The organism is Anaerosalibacter massiliensis, assembly GCF_024623155.1.
Classification (GTDB): Bacteria; Bacillota; Clostridia; order Tissierellales; family Sporanaerobacteraceae; genus Anaerosalibacter; species Anaerosalibacter massiliensis.
On record NZ_JANJZL010000010.1, the window covers coordinates 56,453 to 76,823 of the forward strand.

Below are 20,371 nucleotides of genomic sequence, written 5' to 3' on the forward strand. Positions count from 1 at the left end.
ATATCCATTTTCCTCATCCTCTTTTTAAAAATAAGTATATAATTCAATTGTATCATAGAAGTATTGATTTAAAGCTACTCTTTTTTTTAAAAAATGATAGAATATTAATAAATCAAAAGTATATGAGGTGAAATCATGACAGAAAGAATTTATCTAGAAAATCCTTATTTAAGAGAAATTAATGCTAGAGTTATAGATAAACAATATATTGATAATAAATTTTATTTAAAACTTGATAGAACTATATTTTATCCAAATTTAAAAGGAGGACAACCTAGAGATAAAGGTACCATCAATGGGTTAGAAGTAATAGATGTTTATGAAGACGAAAAAGATATAGTACATGTTATTGGAGAGAATATTTTTAGTGATAGAGTTCAGCTATCTATAGATTGGAATACAAGGCTTGATTATATGCAGCAACATTCAGGCCAACATCTTATTTCTTCTATATTCTATAAATTATATAATGCTGAAACAGTAGGATTTTATATAGGTAAAACTTGTGTTTATATAGACATTACTATAGCCGAACTAAAAAAAGAAGATGTAATACGAGTAGAAAACTTTGCAAATAATGTTATATATTCTAATTTTGATATAAAAACCTATACTATGGGAAAGGGAGACGTGGAGAGAATTCCTATAAGAAAAGATCCAGATATAGATTCTGATATTAGAATTATAGAAATAGATGGTATGGATTATTCCCCTTGTTCTGGAACTCACCACAGAAGTACTGGCGAAATTGGAATGATTAAAATAAGAAATTGGAAAAAATATAAAGGGAATATTCGTGTAGAATTTGTATGTGGAAAAAGAGCTTTAAAAGATTATACTTGGAAAAATGATTGTATAAATAATATTTCTACTCTTTTATCCTCAAAAGATATAGACAGCTATAAGAAAGTGGAAAATTTATATTATGAAAAAGAAAAATTAAAGAAAGAAAATAGGAATTTAAAAGAAAAATTATTAAAATATATGTCTAAGGAATTATTAAAAAAGAGAATAGATATTGGAAATGTAAAAATCATATATAATATATTTAATGAGGAAAGCTTTAAAGAAATTAGTTATATAACTACAATTCTAAAGGAAGATAAAAATATAATTTGTCTTTTTGGTATGGAAAATGAAGATAAATGCCAATTTATATTGAGCAGAAGTAAAAATATAGATATAAATATGGGCAGATTATTTAAAGAAATTGAAAAAAGTAAAAATATAAAAGGCGGAGGAAATGCAGAAAGGGTACAGGGCAAATGTGAAAAGGCTGATTTAAAATATATACTAAATTCTTCTTTTAAACTTATAGAAAGTTCTATTAAAGAAAAAGTCACTCCTAATAACTAGGCAGTGACTTTCTTTTTAAACTAATTTCATTATTTCCTTTTCTATTCTCTCTTTTTCTTTTTCTATTCCATTAAAATCTATAGTTGGATGATAAGCATTTTCTAATATATCATGATTTTTCTTTGCTTGTGATAGATTATATAATCCTCTATCTATTAAGCTGTTGAATATATTATAATCTTCTTCTTTTTTTATATCTTCCCTTAAAAATTCATTTAAATCTATTTCCTTATAATTATTATCCTTGGCAAAATTAGCTGCCGAAAGGGCTAATTTCAATTCTGGAATAATTATAGTGTTTATCTTTTCTGGAATTAATGGTTCATGATATATTTCCACATCATACCCTCTTAAAATTCCTTCTTTAGAAATCATATTAAGAAGGGTAGATTTTCCAACACCATATTCTGACTTAATATAATATACTTTTTTATCTCCTAATAAAGTATCTGTATAATCTGCCAAGCCGCTAGGTGTGAAACATCTATTAAATAAATGTCTTTCTCTTCCTATAATATCAATTCTTTTAGTACCGTATATCTCTTCTTTCAAATTATAGATTAACTTATTGAAAGCCATAAAATCTACTTTCTCGCTATTTTCATCTACTATTTCTCCTAATATTTCTTTTGCCGCTCTAAAATAAGAGTAGGTTTTCCTATAAGCTTTCCTATTATTTTCTTTTGCTTCTAATATTTCTTCTTTTTTATTAAATAGTTTTTTTCTATCTATATATTTACCTAAATCTACTATTTCATCTTCTAATCCTGGAAACTTAGGATCTATAATATGAGGTGCTGTACCGTCTATTATAGCTACTTTCAATTCTTTTACCACTATGCCATCTACTGAACTTTTATCTGATGAGCAATGATGGTATTCAATAGAAAGACCATACTTAAGCATTTTGTTAGCTATATTTTTCATTAGGGATGATTTTCCAGAACCTGGACCTCCCTTTAATATAAAAGTCCTACCTTCATCTATAATATATTTATGATATGAGAAAAAACCTTCAAATGTATTTCCTCCTGGAAAAACTCTCTTAATCTCTGACATAAAATTCCTCCTTAAATATTCTATTTATATATTATAGTTTATGTAAATAGAATATTTTGTACCCTGGTATAACTAAAGTATAATAAATTCTACTCCAGGTAATTCATTTTGTAATTTAAATGTAATATTTTGGCTCTCCTCTTTCCCTGATTCTGGAGAAACTCCCATTAGTATATGAGTTATTTCTTTCTCCTTAGCAAAATCTACTATAGTCTTTACTACATTTTTGGACCTTAAAACTGCTAAATCAGCTCCTGCTTTTTTTGATACTCCAAATAAATATTCTAAAGCCTCACCATCACTATTATTATTTAAGAATTTATCCTTTTCATTTACCACATGTATTACATAGAGCTTATCTTCTTCCTCATCTTTCATACTATAGCCATTTACTATCAATCTTTCACAAGTTTTTTGTTGAGTAACACAAACCATAATATTTTTAATATCTTTGTTCTTCATAAAAATCCCCCTTTAAAAAGAGTTCAACCTATATTATTATATCATGTTATTTAATTTTTGAAGCCTTTTTTATACTTCTATCTTTTTTTGCGTTACTTTAATATAAAAATTAACAATTTTTACTACCTTTGCATAAACTGTACTAGGATTTAAAAGAAATCCTTTCTAAAAAAGTAGCTATGAACAACAAAAGTCTCCATTTTCCTAGAAGGTGTAATTATGAATGATGAAAAAGTTAATACTAACTTATTTGGTAGTGATCGTAATTGTAACGACAATTCACTATTGTTCTTTTTCTTGCTACTTGTAATATCGTTCTGTGACTGTTGTAACCACTAGTATTATATTAGGAGGTGTTAAAATGGTTGATAATCTATGCCGTAGAGATAATAGGGGTTTTGATGATTCCCTACTATTCTTCTTTCTACTACTTGTAATTTTATTCTGTAACTGTGACCATAAATGTTAAGAAAATTTAATTAGTCGGGGATCAATCCCCGACTAATTTTATATTTATTTTTTTAAATTATATATTCTGTAACACATTTCTAAAATAAACATAAAATACAAATGGAAGTTAAGTTTCATATTAAAATTAGGAGGTGTACTTATGACAGAAAATAGAAGTGGAGGTCTATTAGGCGGTATATTAGGAGATAGTTGTAATGACAGTTCAATACTTTTTTTCTTCTTACTTTTAGTAGTTTTATTCTGTAGTTGTGACCGTTGGTAATGTGATTTTAATAAAGTTACAGACATAACTATATAATGCTCTTTTCTATTTAATAGGAGGTGTATTTATGGCTGAAACAAATTTTGACTATAGCAAAAATGATGATTGTGAAAGAGATAGTTTTGATGATTCCTTACTTTTCTTCTTTCTCCTACTTGTAGTATTGTTCTGTAGTTGTGATAATTGGTGCTAAAATATGAAAAGTCGAGATAATTATCTCGACTTTCCATATTTATATTCTCATGCATTGAAGCATCGAAAAAGTAACATCAAATAAGTCAGATAATATGATTTTCAACTGAAAATTAACCCAATATTTGCAAAATGTTTGCAAATCCACTCTTTTAAAGTTTCTCTTTGCAAAAAAGATAAAATAAAAAAGCCACTAAAGTGGCTTAATAACTATGGCGGGAGTATGTGAGAATCGAACTCACCCAAGACGCTCCTAACGCCTCGTGCTGGTTTTGAAGACCAGAGGATCCACCAGAACCCATCTACCCCCATAAATATATGTCAATCATCATTATAATACAAAAAAACATTTTTATCAACATAAATCCTTATTATAATTTCCACATTTTCTCATAAACCTTTATTTAACATATTTTTAATATTAACCTTCAATACATAGAAATATACACTAGAAACATTTTAAAATAGGAATATTAATATAAAAGTCCTTTTATTAAAAATTTATCTTTATTTGATATTAACTCTACTTTTTTACTAGATAATTTCTTATTGTTTTTTTCATAGGTAAATAATATTTCTACATCTATTTTTGTTTTGTCTCCATATTCATAGATTGTATAATTTTTAATATCAAATTGAGTTATTCCTTTAAATTCATTTCTTAGATATGCCATTAAAGTATTTGTCTTTAAATTTCCTAAATCATCTAAATCTAACATATCTATACTTCGGCTATAGCTTTTTTCTAGTAAAGCATTATAGTATTCATTCAACACAGATACTGGACTTATATAATCTCTATCAACTATAGCATCGCTAAACCCTAAAGGCTCTCTAATACTATAGTGTTTAGATAATCTATCTACAGCTTTTCCATCTATAAGTATTTGCACCTTATTTATAGTGGGTATATTTGTTAAAGTATTTACTATAGAATATATGATAAAAGCTTCTTCCTCTTCCTCATAATCTTTATCCAATAATTCGCTAGAGAAACTTATATAAGCTATATCCTCAACTATATCTAATGATAATATCTCCGTATCCTTTGGAATTATACTTTTCAATCCTTTTTCCTCAGTACCTTTTAGCAATTCATTTACAGCAATTTCCTCAGTTTTTTCATTAGAAAGTGAAACGACTCTAATTTCTGGAACTAAATGCTCCATTTCTTTATTTGGATAATAGAGAATAACTTCTAAACTATTTTCTGAAATAGGATTAATTGGAGGATAATTATTGCTATCTTCTAATATAATGTCATAGCTTTGGCATGAAGCCATAAAGATACATAAAAAAACTATTAAAATAATTAAGATATATTTTTTACCCATAGAATTCTCCAATCCTTTAATTTTTAAGAGGTAGCTTTATATAGAAATCAGTACCTATGCCTAACTGACTTTCCACATCTATAATACCTCCATGATAAGCAATTATTTCCCATGCAATTGATAATCCTAACCCTGTTCCTCCTGTATTTCTGCTTCTAGCTTTATCTACTCTGTAAAATCTTTCAAATATGTGCTCTAAACTTTCCTCAGGTATTCCAGATCCATTATCTGATATTTTTATAATAGCATATTTATCCTTTTTATATAATTCCACTTCTATAGTACCCTTTATATCGGTATATTTAATAGCATTATCAATTATATTTATAATAGCTTGTTGTATTTTATCCTCATCTATTTTTATCTGTATTTTCTCATTTAATTTTAAATTCAAATCTATATCTTTTTGTTTAGCAATAACTTTCATTCTAAATATTATTTTTTCAAGTAAATAATTTATATAAGTAATTTTTTTATCTAAAACTAATTTTTCTTTATCCAAATTTACTAATACAAGTAAATCACTAATAATATTATTTAATCTATCTACCTCAGAATCAATATCTATTAAAAATTCTTTATAAATATCTTGATCAAAAGTATCTTGATTTATAAGAGATTCAGAAAGAATTTTTATAGATGTAAGAGGTGTTCTAAGTTCATGAGACACATTGGCAACAAAGTCCTTCCTTTGATTATCAACTTCCTCTAATTTAGAAATCATCATATTAAAAGCTTCTGCAACTTCTTTAAATTCATCATTACTATAAACATGAACTTTTTCTTTAAAATTACCTTGGGTTACTTTGTTTATAGTGTATTTTAAATCATTTAGAGGTCTAAAGATCACTCCTGCAAGAAAAAAAACTACTATGGCTGTAATAGCCATACTTACAACTGAAATCAGCTCTAATTTTCTCCAAATATGCCTTACTTCATAATAAATATGATCAATAGATCTTGATAAAAAAGTTGCCCCAACTACTTCATCATTTAATATCACTGGGACAGCTATATACATTACTCTTCCAGATTGCTTAAAATTATAGATACCACTGCTATTTTCACCTCTTAAGGCAGCTTTTATCTCATCATGATAAAACTTTTCTCCTAGAAATGAATTATGGGAATCCAATTGAACTATATTTGAGTTGTCTACAATTATTATTCTTGAATTTATTTCCTTGCTATAATCATCTATGGAAACTTGAACCCATTTTTCATCCATTCTATCATTTGATAACTGATGTCTTACTCTATTTGATATTATATTTGCTTTGGAAAAACTATTATTTTTTTCTTGCTCAATATATATATTAAAAACAGTTTTACATATTACTAGATTGATTACAATTAAAGTTATAAGTATTAACAATAAATAGGTGGAAATTAATTTCCACCTAACACTTACAAATTTCTTTTTATTTTGGTCTACTTCTAAAATAGTAACCAACTCCCCATTTTGTAAGTATGTACTCTGGTTGTCCTGAGTCTTTCTCAATCTTTTCCCTAAGCCTTCTAATATGAACATCTACAGTTCTAAGATCTCCGAAATATTCATATCCCCAGATAGTTTCCAACAATTCTTCTCTTGTAAAAACTTTCCCTGGATTAGAAGCTAATAAAAGTAATAGATCAAATTCCTTTGCAGTTAAATTTACTTCATGACCAAATACAGTTAATCTTCTACCTAAAGTATTTATTTTAAAATCATCTATTTGAATTATCTGTTCTGTAATATTTGTACTTTTCATATTTACCCTTCTAAGTATTGCCTTAATTCTTGCCTTTAATTCTAAGATATTGAAAGGTTTAGTTAGATAATCATCAGCACCATACTCTAATCCTAATATTTTGTTTATATCCTCTCCCCTTGCTGTAAGCATTATAATAGGAACTTGATAATTCTGCCTGATTTTTTGACATACTTCTAAACCATCCATACCAGGCAGCATTAAATCTAAAATAATTAAATCATAGCTCTTTTTTTTTACTTTTTCGAGGGCTTCGTTACCATCGAAAGATGTATCTATTAAATATCCATCTTGTTCAAGGCTATATTTTAAGCCCTTAACAAACAGCTTTTCATCATCAACTATTAATATTTTGGTGTCCATTATTATCACCTCATATATATTACGATAAGTTCAAATCTATATTAATTATAATTCTACATTTCTATTCATTTTCCTCTATATTTCCAATAAAGATTCTCTTATCTCCTATTCTTTTAGTAATTTTCTGCTCATCAAAGTATTCTAATAGTGCAATGGAGACTTTCCTATTAGTATTTAACAAATCCCTATATTGAGAAACCGTTATAAATTCGCTTCCTTCCAAATACTCTTTCAAAATACTCTTTGCTTTTTCACAAGTTTCTCTTAAAATATAGGCATCTTCTTTTAGCTTCAATATCTCTCCCCTATCCAACAAAGATTCAAATACTTCTTTAACTTCACTATCATTAGTCTGCATTTCCTTAACTATCTCTTCATATTTAGGTGGTGAAAAACGTCTTTCATTAAATATAGTTTTGATTTTTCCCTTTATTTCATTTTGCACCTTAGTATATTTAACTTGAAATCCTTTTAAAAGAATATACTTTTCATTTTGTTCTATCACTTCTTTATTTATAAGTAAATTTATAAATTCATCTGATACTTTAGGCTTTATATTTTTAAAATATTTACTCCTAATTTCCTCTTTACCCATTCCTAATTTTAAAGAATTTTCACTATGATATCTTTCTAATTCTTTTTCAATTTCTCTTTTTAAATAATTAAAATAATTTATATGAATTACATATATATCTTTTAATAATGAAAAATCTATAACTTTATTTTGCTGTTCTAGCTTTTTTACTTCACTATATATTTTTTCCTCTGTCATAGCTGTATATATAGAAAGAGCCTTTACAGTAGGAAATTCCCTGCTTTTATCTTCTATGATTTTTTCTATAATATCTTCTGTTCTACCTTTATCCTTTATCTTTAGTTCTTCTATTGCTTTAGTGTCAAATCTTTTCTTCTTTTCTGGATTAGGCTCTAAAATTTCTCCTCCTCCTATTGTAAACATAGGAGAATAAAATCTTAGTATGAATTTATCTCCTCTTTTAGCTACAGTAGATTCTTCAAGTCTTAACTGGGCATAAGCACTTTCTCCAGGAGATAGCTGTTCTCTATCTAGCAAAACAATTCTACATAAAATTTCTTGAGTACCTATATACAGTCTAACCCTTGATCTGTTTTCTATAATCTTAGGTATATCTTTTAATAATCTAATCTTTACATCTAACATCATAGTATCTTGCATAGAATTTATAGGAGAAACTACATTTCCTCTCTCTATATCTGTTTTTTTCAAACCTGCTATATTTATAGCTACTCTTTGACCTGCTTCAACTATATTAGCATCTTCGTCATGAACTTGCAGTGACCTAATTCTCCCCTTTTTATTTCCTGGAAAAACTTCTATCTCATCTCCTACTTTAAAAGTACCTGAGATCAGAGTTCCAGTGACTATAGTTCCAAATCCAGATATAGTAAATACCCTATCTATTGGTAGTCTAGGCATGTCTTTAATATCTCTTTCTTTTATTTCTTCAGTTAGTTGATCTATATTTTTAGTCACTTGATCTAGTCCAGTTTTTTCAGTTGAAGAAACAGGTATTATAGGAGTATTTTCCAAGAAAGTATTTTCTACATTTTCTTTTATATCTTCTATTACTAACTCTTTCCACTCTTCATCCACTAAATCAATCTTAGTTAGCACTATGAACCCTTTCTTAATTCCTAAAAGTTGTAATATAGCTAAATGCTCTTTAGTTTGAGGCATTACTCCTTCATCAGCAGCCACAACTAATATAATTATATCTATTCCTATAACCCCTGCTAACATATTCTTTATAAATTTTTCATGACCAGGTACATCTATAATTCCTGCTCTTTTCCCACTTGGCAAATCAAAATAAGTAAATCCTAATTCAATAGATATACCCCTTTTTTCTTCCTCTTTTAGTCTGTCAGTACTTCTTCCTGTTAACGCTTTTATTAAAGTGGTTTTGCCATGATCAATGTGTCCTGCAGTTCCAATTATAAAATGCTTCATCTAAAGCACCCCTTTAACTTTACTTAAAGCTTCTTGTACTCCCTCTACTATTGTATCAAATTCGGATTCTTTTATAGTCCTCATGTCTATATATACCTTATCTCTATATACTCTAGTAATAATAGGTATTTCAAAACTTCTTAGATATTTTTCAAATCTAGCTACACTTAAATCTGAAAGAGAAATACATATACATTTTGTAGATAATTTTTCTAAAGGTAAAGATCCACCTCCTACTTCTGAATACTCGTCTACTATATTTATATCCATACTTTGGTCGTCTATTTCTTGTTTTAACTTTTTATATAAAGTATTAGCTCTTTTCTCTAGTTCCTCCAGAGATAATGTGAGCATATTTATTGTGGGAACCTTCTTTAACATTGTTTCTTCATCTAAATATAATTTTAATGTAGCTTCCAAGGCAGAAATTGTAAATTTATCTACTCTAATAGCTCTTGTTAGAGGATTTTTTTTCATTTCATCTATATATTTTCTTTTACCTACTATAATTCCAGCCTGAGGCCCTCCTAAAAGCTTGTCGCCGCTAAAAGTAACTATATCTACTCCCTTTCTAATAGACTCTTGTACTGTAGGTTCATATTCTAAACCATATTTTGATAAATCTATTAAAACTCCACTACCCAAATCTTCTATTAAAGGAATATTATATTTCATTTTCAATTCACAAAGCTCTTCTATAGATACTGATGATGTAAATCCTAATATTCTATAATTACTAGTATGAACTTTTAAAAATGCACTGGTATACTCATTGATAGCTCTTTCATAATCCCATATATGGGTTTTATTAGTTGTACCTACATCTACTAAAATTGCACCACTTTGTTCCATTACATCTGGAACTCTAAAAGAACCTCCTATTTCTATTAATTCTCCTCTAGAAGCTATAACCTCTTTGTCTTTAGCTAAGGTACTTAATACTAACATTACTGCTGCAGCATTATTATTAACTACCATAGCTGCTTCTCCACCAGTTATTTCAGAAATTATATCTTCTAAATGACTATATCTAGAGCCCCTTTTACCTTTTTCTAAATCAAATTCAAGATTAGAATAATTAGAAGAAATATTTACAACATTTTCCATTATATCCTTATCTATTGATGATCTTCCTAAATTAGTATGGATAACTACCCCTGTTCCATTTATAACTCTTTTAAGCTTAAAACTATTTTTTTCTTTAATTCTTTCATTTATTAAATGAGGTAATTTTTCAAGTCTTTCATTTATATTTTCCTCAGTTATATTTTTATTTTTTATATCTTCTCTCAATAAATTAATCTCTTCCCTTATAGAGTTCACTACTGTCACTCTTGGAAAATCATTTAGTATATTCATTATTAAAGTATTGTTTAAAAGATCATCAACTTTTGGTATCAAACTAAATAAGTTCTTTCCCGACATATTCAACCCTTCCTTTGTCTTTATTCTATTATTAAATATTTATCTTCCTTTTCTACTACCTGACCAATAACTCCAAAATCAGTAGGAGTATATTTTAATTCTTTTAACAATTCACAAACCTTATCTTCTGGTACAGATATAAGAAGTCCACCTGAGGTTTGTGGATCATATAATATATCAATTATCTCTCTTGGTAACTCTGTATTAAATTGAATCTTGTCCCCTATATATGCCTCATTTGAATAGGCTCCTGCTGGTACTAATCCCATCTGAGCATATTGTAATGCACCTTCAATTAAAGGTATATCTTTATATTTTATTTTTAAAGTTACAGAGCTTGCCTCTGCCAATTCTAAACTATGACCTAAAAGTCCAAAGCCTGTTATATCTGTACATCCATTTACACCTACTTTATTAGCTGCCTCTATTGCAAATTTATTTAAAGTAGTCATGACTTTCACTGCTTCATCATAGTCTTTTTTATCTGCTAATCCACCTTTTATAGTTGTATTTATAATACCTGTTCCTATAGGTTTTGTAAGTACTAAAAAATCATTAACTTTAGCATCCCCATTGGTAAGAACTTTATTAGGATGAACAAAACCAGTAACAGAAAGACCATATTTAGGTTCATTATCTTTTACAGTATGTCCACCAACTAATACAGCACCAGCTTCTTCTACTTTATCATGACCGCCTTTTAGTATTTCAGTTAAAATATCTGGAGATAAGCAGTCTGGAAAACAAACTATATTCATAGCTAACCTAGGCTCTCCACCCATAGCATAAACATCACTTAAAGAATTGGCAGCTGCTATTTGACCAAAAATATATGGATCATCAACTACAGGAGTAAAGAAATCTAAAGTTTGAATAATAGCTAAGTCATTATCAATTTTGTAAACTGCTGCATCATCAGAAGTATCAAGACCTACAATTAAGTTCTCATCATATTTTTTTGGTATTTGACACAAAACTTGTGCCAAGGTATCTGGACCTAATTTTGCAGCTCATCCAGAACTCTTAGTTAGTTGAGTAAGCCTTTTCTCATCCATTTTCATATCACCCTTTCAATTTACAATAATCATATTTTCTATACTTTCAAATTTTTTATCTCCTATTCCTGATACATTTTTAATATCTTCTATAGTTTTAAATTTATTCGATTCTCTATATTCTATAATCCTTCCTGCTAGTACTTCTCCAATACCAGGTAACCCCATTAACTCTTCTTTAGTTGCTTTATTTATATCTATTTTATCATTTCCATTTTGAGAATTTTCCTGAGTATCTTCATTAGAACTATTAATATCTTCTACCATATCATTTTCTTCCCCTATTTTAGGAATATATATTTTTTCTTCATCAATTAATTTCTTTGCCAAATTAATTCTATCTAAATCTGCCTCATCCTTTAAACCTCCTGCTTTATTTACTGCATCTGTCACTCTAGAGCCATTTTTCAACTCAATTAGTCCTGGTTTAAATACTTGTCCACTAATATGAACCATAATATATTCAGGTTCATTTTTCACTTCTTCATTCTTATCTTCCTCTTCAGGAATTTCTTCATCTTCTATTTTTTTATCTTCTAAATCCATATTATTAACTTTTGTATTATTTCTGTAAAATCCATAAAATGTAATACAAATAACTATTATAACTAGTACTAGTATACATATTTGCTCTCTTTTTGTAAAGATTTTCACTTTCACACCCCCTGTTTCTTTGCCATTCTCTACTAATTAATTCTATTATCCCTAGTTTTTTTCCTTCTTTTTTTACTTTTATAATAAAAAAGCTTTATTTTTTGATATAATGATATAAATACAGTTAAGGAAGGTGTGGGTACTTTGAAAAAACTATACTTTATACTTGTGATAACTATTCTAGTAAATTTTTGTAGTTTTTCTTATGCAGATGCTCTTTTTAACAATAAACCAGATATTTCTGGTGAAGGGGCTATTCTCATTGAAGAAGAAACAGGACAAGTATTATATGAGAAAAACCCTAATAAACAACTTTATCCAGCTAGTACCACTAAAATAATGACTGGAATATTAGCCATTGAATTAGGCGATTTAAATGACACAGTCACCATAACTGATGAGATAATTGAGGGAATTGACGGGACACATATTGCTTTAGATCCTGGGGAGGAACTGACATTAAATGATTTGATAAATGCACTATTGATAGGTTCTGCTAATGATGCAGCTGTAGCTATTGCAATCCATATTTCAGGAAGTGTTGAAAAGTTTGTAAATTTAATGAATGAAAAAGCAAAAGAAGTTGGTGCTTTAGACACCCATTTTGTAAATCCAAATGGACTTCCTGATGAGAATCATGTGAGTACAGCCCATGATTTAGCTACTATAGCAAGATATGCTATGAAAAATAGTACATTTAGAGAAATAGTAAAAAACTACCACTATACTATTCCTAATACTAATAAAAAGGAGGAATCAAGAAATTTATGGTCTTCTAATAGGTTACTTTATAGCACTAGAAAAATAGATTTAAATGGAGAAATAATACCTATTAAATATGATGGAGTAGATGGAATTAAAAGTGGATATACAAATGCAGCTAGACAATGTTTAATTACCTCCGCAAGTAGGGGAAAAACTAGACTTATATCTGTTGTGCTGAAATCTGAGGGAAAAAATATCTATACAGATACACACAAGTTATTAAATTATGGATTTGATAACTTTGAAAAAACTTCTCTTTTAACAAAAAATGAATTTATTGACAATGTAAATATTAAAAAGGGTACAAGTAATTCCATAGCTTGCGTGTCTGAAAAGAATTTTAATGCATGTCTTCCTAAAAATTATAAGAATAAAATTAAAAAGAAAATTTCCCTTCCATCTTCATTAGAAGCACCAATTTCTAAGGGACAAACTATAGGAAAGATTGAATATTTTCTTGATGGGGATTCCTTAGGATATGTAAATATCATTTCTAATAAATCTATAGATAAGATACCTTTCTATAAATCTATAGTAAAAAATTATTTAAATGGTAAATGGTGGCTTTCTTTGATTGTTTTATTTGTTTTATGGAGAATAATTATACATATTAAAAGAGCAGCAAGAAAAAAGAAAAGAAGTTCTTTTATATAAAATAAACACCTATATAGGTGTTTATTTTATATAATGGCTATAGCTTCAACCTCTACATTTCCATTCTTAGGTAGTCTAGATATTTCTACACAGGATCTTGCAGGTTTATGAGTACTAAAATATTCTTCATATACTTCATTTATTTTCGAGAAATTTTCCATATCTTTGATAAATATTGTTACTTTAACTATATCCTTAAAAGTTCCACCTGCTTCTTCCATTATAGCCATAAGATTTTTTAAACTTTGTCTTGTTTCCTCTTGTATATTATCATTAACAAATTCCCCTGTTTCAGGATTTATACCTAATTGTCCAGATGTAAAAATCATATTTCCTGTTTTCATGGCTTGAGAATATGGACCAATAGCTGCAGGTGCTTTATTAGTTGATATTAATTCTTTTTCCATATAAATTCCTCCCTTTTTAATATAAAGAAATCTTCTCACTTAAGTAAGAAGATTTTTTATAATATACTTATAGTTCAATCTTTTCACTATCTGCCCAAAGTCTTTCTAAATCATAAAATTTTCTATCATCTCTATGGAATATATGTATTATAATGTCTCCATAGTCTAATAAAATCCATCTAGCAGAATTTTGACCTTCCTTTTGTAATATTTCAAATCCTGACTCTTCCATTTTCTCTTCAACTTCATCTGCAATAGCAGCAACTTGAGTTGTAGAATTTCCACTAGCAATGACAAAATAGTCTCCTATACTACTTAGTTCTGATATTCCTAATATTTTGATATCAAATGCTTTCTTATCTTCACAAGCCTTTGATATAATGGAAAGTCTTTTATCTATTTCTTTCACTAAATATACCTCCTGTAAAAATCAATTTGTTTCTTCTTCCTCATCTTCATCTGTATATTTATTCTCTACTGTTTTATGGTCAGTAAACATATTTTTTACTAATTCATACATTTCATCTTCATAAGGTATAAAATATGATACTTTATCTATCATCTCTGGTTCTCCAGGCAATGTAGCCATATCCAAATTTTCAGTATTTATACCTTTTGCCTTTAATGCAAATCTCATTATTGTATCAAAAGGTATATTAGTATCTATATATTTATAATAAGCTTCTACCATTTTGGGAACCTTAACTATATTTTCTGGCCTTAGTGTTTGAGAAATAGAAGCTTGAATAAATTCCTGTTGTGCATTTATCCTACCCAAATCTTGATCTTCATACCCTTTTCTAAATCTTAAAAATTGCAAAGCCTTGTCCCCATCTAATACTTGTTTTCCCTTTTTTAAGTCTATTCTCAAAGGTGGATCAGCTGCTAAATCACTATAACTCATATCCATAGGCACATCTATTTCCACACCGCCTATCAAATTTACAAACTCTTCTACTATTTTATAATCAGCCCTAACATAGTAATCTAATTCTATTCCTAACAAATCCTTAACTGTGGCTATTGACAGTTCTGGTCCTCCATAGACATGGGCATGATTTATCTTTTCTTCATTTTTCCTACCTCTAATATTTACCCTTGTATCCCTCGGTATTGATAGGATTGATACACTTCCTGTAGCTTTATTTACATTGCACAACATCATTGTATCAGATCTTTCTTTATCATCATTTGATAGATCCTTAGTATCTACTCCCAAAAAAAGAAAAGTTAATTCATCCTTGCCATCATCATTCATAAATCTATCAAATATATTATCGCTACTTTCAGCTTCTTGATTTCTAACATTTATGTAATAATAGGCTCCCCCACTATAAAGAAGAGCAAAAACTAAAAAAGATGTAAAAAATGATTTAATAAATTTCTTTTTCACTAGACTTCACTCCAGACTCTTTTCTAATTTCAAATAATTTCTTGCCTTTACTGTGTTTAAATGTATTAGTCCCCCACCGTAAATAACAAATTTAATAGTATTGTCCATTGCAAGTATTAAGCTAGCATTTAAATCTTCAAAAGCTAATTTTCTAACTTCCTCTACACCTTTAAATTTCCTGTTAGGCTCAATATAATCTGCTATAAAAATAATTTTTTCTAATAAACTCATATCTTCTTTTCCAACTGTATGATATTTTATTGCAGACAATATTTCTATATCTAATACATTATATTCTTTTCTAGCTACTTCAGCTCCCAATGGCCCATGGATTAATTCTACATTATTTTTCATGACATTATCTAGAATTATACCAAACTCACCAGCCATTTTCAATAATTTTCTTTTTTCTCTGATTTTAGCACAGTCATGGAGAAGGCCAGCCAATGCTGCTTTTTTCTCATTTTCCCCATATAGTTTTGCAAGTTCCATACTTACTTTCATTACATCTAAAGAATGATTGTATCTTACAGTTCCTATTTCATCTTCAAGTTTTTCATGTATCCACTTTTCAAACATATTTATTCCCCCATATCTAATCAATATATAATTTGTTTTTTAATATATATTCTCTAACACCATCCTGTACATAGTATTTTATAGATTTACCTCTTTTTATCCTCTGCCTTATGTTTGTAGAAGATATATCTATATATGGTATAGGTAAAATATCTATAGTAGTTCCTAATCTTTTTTCTATATCTAAAATAGTTTTTTCTAATTTATTATCCGAAACAATAGCTCTTTTTGCTGTGATAAAATTACAAAGAGATAAGAGTTTTTCAGTATCTTTCCATTTGAAAATCTCTACTATTGAATCAGCACCTGTTATAAAATAAAATTCAGTATTATTATATTGATTTATTAAATATTTTATGGTATCAATAGTATAAGTAGTACCTTCTCTATCAATCTCTATAGATGATACAATGAAATCTGGATTGTCTATAGTAGCTATCAATGTCATTTCATATCTATGTACAGAATCTGCAACATTGTCCCAATGTTTGTGAGGTGGTTTCCCTGTAGGTATGAAAATAATTTTGTCAAGTCCAAAATGATTTTTTGCCTCTTCTGCCAATATTAAATGACCTATATGAATAGGATCAAAAGTACCACCCATTATACCCATCTTATATTTTATCATTATTATTCCTCCAATATTTCATACTGTATTTATTATTTATTTAAAAATATAAAGAAGATTGGCTTCGCCAATCTTTTTATGGTAAAACTATTTTTTTATTTTCTTCAGACTCTCTATATATCACAAATTTATTTCCTATACTTTGAACAAATTCTGCATCTGTCAACTCAGCTACCTTATTAGCTGCAGATTTTGTTTCTAAAAAACTATTATTTAATACATTTACCTTTATAATTTCTCTCGCTTCCAACGCTTCATCTATTTGTTTTATAAAATTTTCATTAATACCATTTTTTCCTATTTGAAATATAGGTTCTATAGCATTTGCAATACCTTTTAAATAGCTTCTTTGTTTCCCCGTTAACAATTAATACACTCCTTTTGTATCTTCTTTAATCTTCCATTTCTTTTCTTGTATTCCTTCTATGAAATTCATAACTCTTATTTCCTTCTTTCCATCCATCTCTTTTCTTTTCTTCTGGAATATAATTCTCGTTTATAATTACTTCATCTCTTGCTATACAATAATATGTGGGATTATTTTCTTTACAATTTCCACAATTATAACATGCCATTTCTTTCTTTTAACCTCCATATAGTCTTCTATTCAAAAAATTCAAATTCAAATCCACAAATATATACTGTATCCTCTTCTTCTATGCCTAAGTTCTTTAATTCTTCCACTACTCCCTTCTTCACAAGGACATTTTGAAAATATCTCAATGAATCTAAATCGTCAAAATTAGTTGAATACACTAATTTTTCAATAAGATCTCCCTCTACAATAAATTTGCCATCCTCTAATTTTACTACTATATCTTCTTTTTCTTCTATTCTCTTAAACTCAACTGGATCATCAAAAGTTTCATAATCAGCTTCGAGTTTTGAAAGTTCTTCCCATATTCCATATTTAAGCATGTCTATACCATCTTTAGTAGCAGCAGAAATAGGAAATATTTTATAACCTTTTTTAGCTAAACCTTCTTCTAATATTTTATAACCTTCACTCCAACTTTCAATATCTTTTTTATTGGCTACTATTATTTGAGGCTTTTCAGCTAATTTAGGATTATAATTTTTCAATTCTTCATTTATTTTGTAAAAGTCCTTTAAAGGATTTCTGCCCTCTATTCCAGAAGCATCTATTACATGAACTATAAGCCTTGTTCTCTCTATATGTCTAAGAAATTCATGCCCTAGACCTGCACCTTCATGAGCTCCTTCAATTAGTCCTGGAATATCTGCCATTACAAAACTTTTGCCTTCTCCTACTCTCACAACTCCTAAATTGGGCTTTAAAGTTGTAAAATGATAATTGGCTATTTTAGGCTTGGCAGCAGACATTATTGAAAGCAATGTAGATTTTCCTACATTAGGAAACCCAACTAATCCAACATCTGCTAATAATTTCAATTCAAAAATAACTTCTTTTTCTTCTCCTCTTTCTCCAGATTCTGCAAATTTTGGTGCCTGCCTAGTGGAAGTCGCAAATTTGGCATTTCCTTTGCCCCCTCGCCCTCCTTTTGCAATAACAAACTTTTCATCCTTATCTTTAAAATCTATAATAACTCCACCAGTTTCTGAATCTTTTATTATAGTTCCTGGTGGTACCTTAAGTACTAAATCCTTTCCAGCTTTGCCATATTGTTTTTTAGTCCTACCATTTTCTCCGTTATCTGCTTTATAAATTCTTTTATATTTAAAATCCATTAAAGTTTTAAGCCCTTCATCTACTTCAACTATAATACTTCCTCCATCTCCTCCATCTCCTCCATAAGGGCCACCAGAAGGTTCAAACTTTTCTCTTCTGAAAGCTACTGCTCCATCTCCACCTTTACCTGCTTTTAAGCGTATCTTTGCGATATCTACAAACATAATACCATCCTTCTATACTTATTCTTATACAATAATTTGTAACTTAATTATACCAATTCTACTAGTCCTGTCAATACTATTCTGTTTTAAGGCTATATGTAATTTTTTAATTTAAAAACTACATTAATTCTTCCGTTATCCTCAATTATCTTTACATTTTCATTAATTTTAATTAATGTAGATATTTTATTTTCTCCAAAAAATATGAAAGATATTCTATCTTCAAACTCTTCAATTTTTATGCCTATATTCTTTTTAGACTCAATATCTTTCTCTAAAAAATAGGTAAAAATCAAGCCTAAATTTTCAATTATTTTTTCTTCATTATCAAAAAAAGATATGGTATTTTTTGTGTTATTTATAACATCAATATCTACTATATATTCTAAGTCTTCCATTTCCTTAATGACATTGTCTAAAAATATACTTATATGGAATAAAGACAATTTATATATCTGGCTTATATTAGAGTTAAGCTGGATAATTTTTTTAATTTGCCCTATTGCCTCTTCTGTTTTTCCAAGCTGTAGATAACCATATATAATTTGAAAATAATTCATATAATCATGACGCTGCTTTCTAAATACATCTTTCATATATGATATATATCTAGTGTTTCTCTCTAGATATTCAGAATTTTTCTTCAAGACATTCATCTCCTTATATTTTTTAATAATAAAAAAGCTTACCTTTTTAGGTAAGCCAATTTTTTATTTATGCTAATTCTTCTACTTCTACTGGATATACACTAACTTGTTTTCTATTTCTACCTTTTTTCTCGAATTTAACAAAACCATCAACTTTTGCAAATAATGTATCATCCCCACCTCTACCTACATTTGTTCCAGGGTGAATTTTTGTTCCTCTTTGACGAACTAAAATATTACCTGCTAATACAAGTTGACCGTCTCCTCTTTTAACTCCTAATCTTTTAGCTTCACTGTCACGACCGTTTCTTGAAGAACCTACTCCTTTTTTAGTAGCAAACAATTGTAAATTTAACTTTATCATATTATTCCACCTCCCTATATTTGAGAGTTATATATTTCGGATAGCTATCTATTAAAGCTTTAACTCCTACTTCCATAGTTTTCAATATTGTATTGGCAATATTTAATTTTTCATTTGGAAGATCTTTAGGAATAGATACTTCCAGAATTCCCTTTTCTTCATCTATCTTATATTCAATATATTTTTCATCTATTTCAGCTACTTCATTTAATGCAATAAGAGTAGTTTGAGTAAGCATAGAAACTGCTGCACAAACTATGTCATTACCTCTTTCTGCATATCCTGCATGACCTTCTACTAGATATTTGAAAATATTGCCTAATGCATTTTTACATATTTCTATTTTTATCATTTTAATTATCCTAAAATCTTTTCAACTTTTACTTTTGTATATGGTTGACGATGTCCTTGTTTTTTTCTATAGTTTTTCTTTGCTTTATATTTGAAAACTACAATTTTCTTACCTTTTCCTTGATCTAAAACTGTGCCTTCTACTTTAGCATCTTCAATATAAGGCTTACCAACAACTAAATCATTATCTTTTGAAAGAACTAAAACTTTATCAAAACTAATTTGTTCTCCATTATCTGCATTTAGTTTTTCAACAAAAATAGTGTCTCCTTCTTCAACTCTATATTGTTTTCCTCCAGTTTCAATCACAGCATACATTTGTATTGCACCT

Annotated in this window: 25 protein-coding genes and 1 tRNA gene; 4 read left to right on the forward strand and 22 right to left on the reverse strand. The window is 28.4% G+C overall.

The annotated features are described in order from the left end of the window. The first annotated feature begins 135 nt into the window (after positions 1-135). The gene (locus NSA23_RS12745) at positions 136-1,356 is read left to right on the forward strand and encodes an alanyl-tRNA editing protein (RefSeq protein WP_050069769.1); all 1,221 of its coding nucleotides are present in this window, start codon (positions 136-138) and stop codon (positions 1,354-1,356) included. Between the two features lie 15 nt (positions 1,357-1,371). On the opposite strand, the gene NSA23_RS12750 is transcribed toward NSA23_RS12745, so the two are convergent. Next, the gene (locus NSA23_RS12750) at positions 1,372-2,415 is read right to left on the reverse strand and encodes a hypothetical protein (protein ID WP_042681015.1); all 1,044 of its coding nucleotides are present in this window, start codon (positions 2,413-2,415) and stop codon (positions 1,372-1,374) included. Between the two features lie 72 nt (positions 2,416-2,487). Continuing rightward, on the reverse strand, positions 2,488-2,877 hold the full coding sequence (locus NSA23_RS12755) for a universal stress protein (protein WP_042681014.1): 390 nt from the start codon (positions 2,875-2,877) through the stop codon (positions 2,488-2,490). Between the two features lie 610 nt (positions 2,878-3,487). On the opposite strand from NSA23_RS12755, the gene NSA23_RS12760 reads away from it, so the two are divergent. After that, the gene (locus tag NSA23_RS12760) at positions 3,488-3,610 is read left to right on the forward strand and encodes a hypothetical protein (protein ID WP_257490593.1); all 123 of its coding nucleotides are present in this window, start codon (positions 3,488-3,490) and stop codon (positions 3,608-3,610) included. A gap of 67 nt (positions 3,611-3,677) precedes the next feature. Further along, complete coding sequence (locus tag NSA23_RS12765) at positions 3,678-3,803, forward strand: hypothetical protein (RefSeq protein WP_257490594.1); 126 nt, start codon at positions 3,678-3,680, stop codon at positions 3,801-3,803. Positions 3,804-4,015: 212 nt separating this feature from the next. On the opposite strand, the gene NSA23_RS12770 is transcribed toward NSA23_RS12765, so the two are convergent. The 8 genes from NSA23_RS12770 to NSA23_RS12805 form a co-directional block, all read right to left on the reverse strand. Then, a tRNA-Sec gene (locus NSA23_RS12770) sits at positions 4,016-4,112 on the reverse strand. 163 nt (positions 4,113-4,275) lie between these two features. Then, on the reverse strand, positions 4,276-5,136 hold the full coding sequence (locus tag NSA23_RS12775; RefSeq protein ID WP_050069768.1) for a GerMN domain-containing protein: 861 nt from the start codon (positions 5,134-5,136) through the stop codon (positions 4,276-4,278). 16 nt (positions 5,137-5,152) lie between these two features. Then, a complete protein-coding gene (locus tag NSA23_RS12780) occupies positions 5,153-6,589 on the reverse strand; it encodes an ATP-binding protein (protein WP_222704769.1) in 1,437 nt (478 codons plus the stop codon). Continuing rightward, positions 6,558-7,253, reverse strand: coding sequence for a response regulator transcription factor (locus NSA23_RS12785; RefSeq protein ID WP_042681012.1), 696 nt, complete (start codon positions 7,251-7,253; stop codon positions 6,558-6,560). Before NSA23_RS12785 ends, NSA23_RS12780 begins: the two co-directional genes overlap by 32 nt. Before the next feature lie 61 nt (positions 7,254-7,314). Next, positions 7,315-9,243, reverse strand: a complete 1,929-nt coding sequence (gene selB, locus NSA23_RS12790) for a selenocysteine-specific translation elongation factor (RefSeq protein ID WP_042681010.1) — start codon at positions 9,241-9,243, stop codon at positions 7,315-7,317. Next, on the reverse strand, positions 9,244-10,668 hold the full coding sequence (gene selA / locus NSA23_RS12795; RefSeq protein WP_042681008.1) for an L-seryl-tRNA(Sec) selenium transferase: 1,425 nt from the start codon (positions 10,666-10,668) through the stop codon (positions 9,244-9,246). 20 nt (positions 10,669-10,688) lie between these two features. Continuing rightward, positions 10,689-11,723: a selenide, water dikinase SelD gene (selD, locus tag NSA23_RS12800; protein WP_081915208.1), complete on the reverse strand. Its 1,035-nt coding sequence runs from the start codon at positions 11,721-11,723 to the stop codon at positions 10,689-10,691. A gap of 15 nt (positions 11,724-11,738) precedes the next feature. Beyond that, positions 11,739-12,377 (reverse strand): helix-hairpin-helix domain-containing protein, encoded by a 639-nt coding sequence (locus tag NSA23_RS12805; protein WP_050069767.1) that lies wholly within the window; start codon positions 12,375-12,377, stop codon positions 11,739-11,741. Between the two features lie 144 nt (positions 12,378-12,521). Here NSA23_RS12805 and NSA23_RS12810 point away from each other — a divergent pair, with 144 nt between their 5' ends. Continuing rightward, positions 12,522-13,796: a D-alanyl-D-alanine carboxypeptidase family protein gene (locus tag NSA23_RS12810; RefSeq protein WP_257490595.1), complete on the forward strand. Its 1,275-nt coding sequence runs from the start codon at positions 12,522-12,524 to the stop codon at positions 13,794-13,796. A 26-nt stretch (positions 13,797-13,822) separates the two neighbouring features. On the opposite strand, the gene NSA23_RS12815 is transcribed toward NSA23_RS12810, so the two are convergent. The 12 genes from NSA23_RS12815 to rplU all read right to left on the reverse strand — a co-directional run bounded on the left by NSA23_RS12815 (position 13,823) and on the right by rplU (position 20,358). Next, positions 13,823-14,203 carry a RidA family protein gene (locus NSA23_RS12815; protein WP_042681002.1) on the reverse strand — a complete coding sequence of 127 codons (381 nt, stop codon included), beginning with the start codon at positions 14,201-14,203 and terminating at the stop codon, positions 13,823-13,825. Between the two features lie 67 nt (positions 14,204-14,270). Next, positions 14,271-14,612, reverse strand: a complete 342-nt coding sequence (gene rsfS, locus NSA23_RS12820) for a ribosome silencing factor (protein WP_042681000.1) — start codon at positions 14,610-14,612, stop codon at positions 14,271-14,273. Between the two features lie 21 nt (positions 14,613-14,633). Beyond that, positions 14,634-15,596 carry an LCP family protein gene (locus tag NSA23_RS12825; protein WP_042680998.1) on the reverse strand — a complete coding sequence of 321 codons (963 nt, stop codon included), beginning with the start codon at positions 15,594-15,596 and terminating at the stop codon, positions 14,634-14,636. Between the two features lie 6 nt (positions 15,597-15,602). Continuing rightward, entirely contained in the window at positions 15,603-16,175 is a 573-nt protein-coding gene (gene yqeK, locus NSA23_RS12830; protein ID WP_042680996.1) for a bis(5'-nucleosyl)-tetraphosphatase (symmetrical) YqeK, read from the reverse strand. A 16-nt stretch (positions 16,176-16,191) separates the two neighbouring features. Then, entirely contained in the window at positions 16,192-16,803 is a 612-nt protein-coding gene (nadD, locus tag NSA23_RS12835) for a nicotinate-nucleotide adenylyltransferase (RefSeq protein ID WP_042680994.1), read from the reverse strand. 76 nt (positions 16,804-16,879) lie between these two features. Next, the gene (gene yhbY, locus NSA23_RS12840; protein ID WP_042680992.1) at positions 16,880-17,170 is read right to left on the reverse strand and encodes a ribosome assembly RNA-binding protein YhbY; all 291 of its coding nucleotides are present in this window, start codon (positions 17,168-17,170) and stop codon (positions 16,880-16,882) included. Positions 17,171-17,195: 25 nt separating this feature from the next. Beyond that, the gene (locus NSA23_RS12845; RefSeq protein ID WP_042680990.1) at positions 17,196-17,378 is read right to left on the reverse strand and encodes a hypothetical protein; all 183 of its coding nucleotides are present in this window, start codon (positions 17,376-17,378) and stop codon (positions 17,196-17,198) included. Positions 17,379-17,406: 28 nt separating this feature from the next. Then, positions 17,407-18,678, reverse strand: coding sequence for a GTPase ObgE (gene obgE, locus NSA23_RS12850; protein ID WP_042680988.1), 1,272 nt, complete (start codon positions 18,676-18,678; stop codon positions 17,407-17,409). A gap of 92 nt (positions 18,679-18,770) precedes the next feature. After that, positions 18,771-19,325 carry a Spo0B domain-containing protein gene (locus NSA23_RS12855; protein ID WP_042680986.1) on the reverse strand — a complete coding sequence of 185 codons (555 nt, stop codon included), beginning with the start codon at positions 19,323-19,325 and terminating at the stop codon, positions 18,771-18,773. A gap of 67 nt (positions 19,326-19,392) precedes the next feature. Next, the gene (rpmA, locus tag NSA23_RS12860) at positions 19,393-19,689 is read right to left on the reverse strand and encodes a 50S ribosomal protein L27 (RefSeq protein ID WP_042680984.1); all 297 of its coding nucleotides are present in this window, start codon (positions 19,687-19,689) and stop codon (positions 19,393-19,395) included. 1 nt (position 19,690) lies between these two features. Further along, entirely contained in the window at positions 19,691-20,041 is a 351-nt protein-coding gene (locus NSA23_RS12865; protein ID WP_042680983.1) for a ribosomal-processing cysteine protease Prp, read from the reverse strand. A gap of 5 nt (positions 20,042-20,046) precedes the next feature. Next, the gene (gene rplU, locus NSA23_RS12870; RefSeq protein WP_042680981.1) at positions 20,047-20,358 is read right to left on the reverse strand and encodes a 50S ribosomal protein L21; all 312 of its coding nucleotides are present in this window, start codon (positions 20,356-20,358) and stop codon (positions 20,047-20,049) included. Positions 20,359-20,371: the final 13 nt, after the last annotated feature.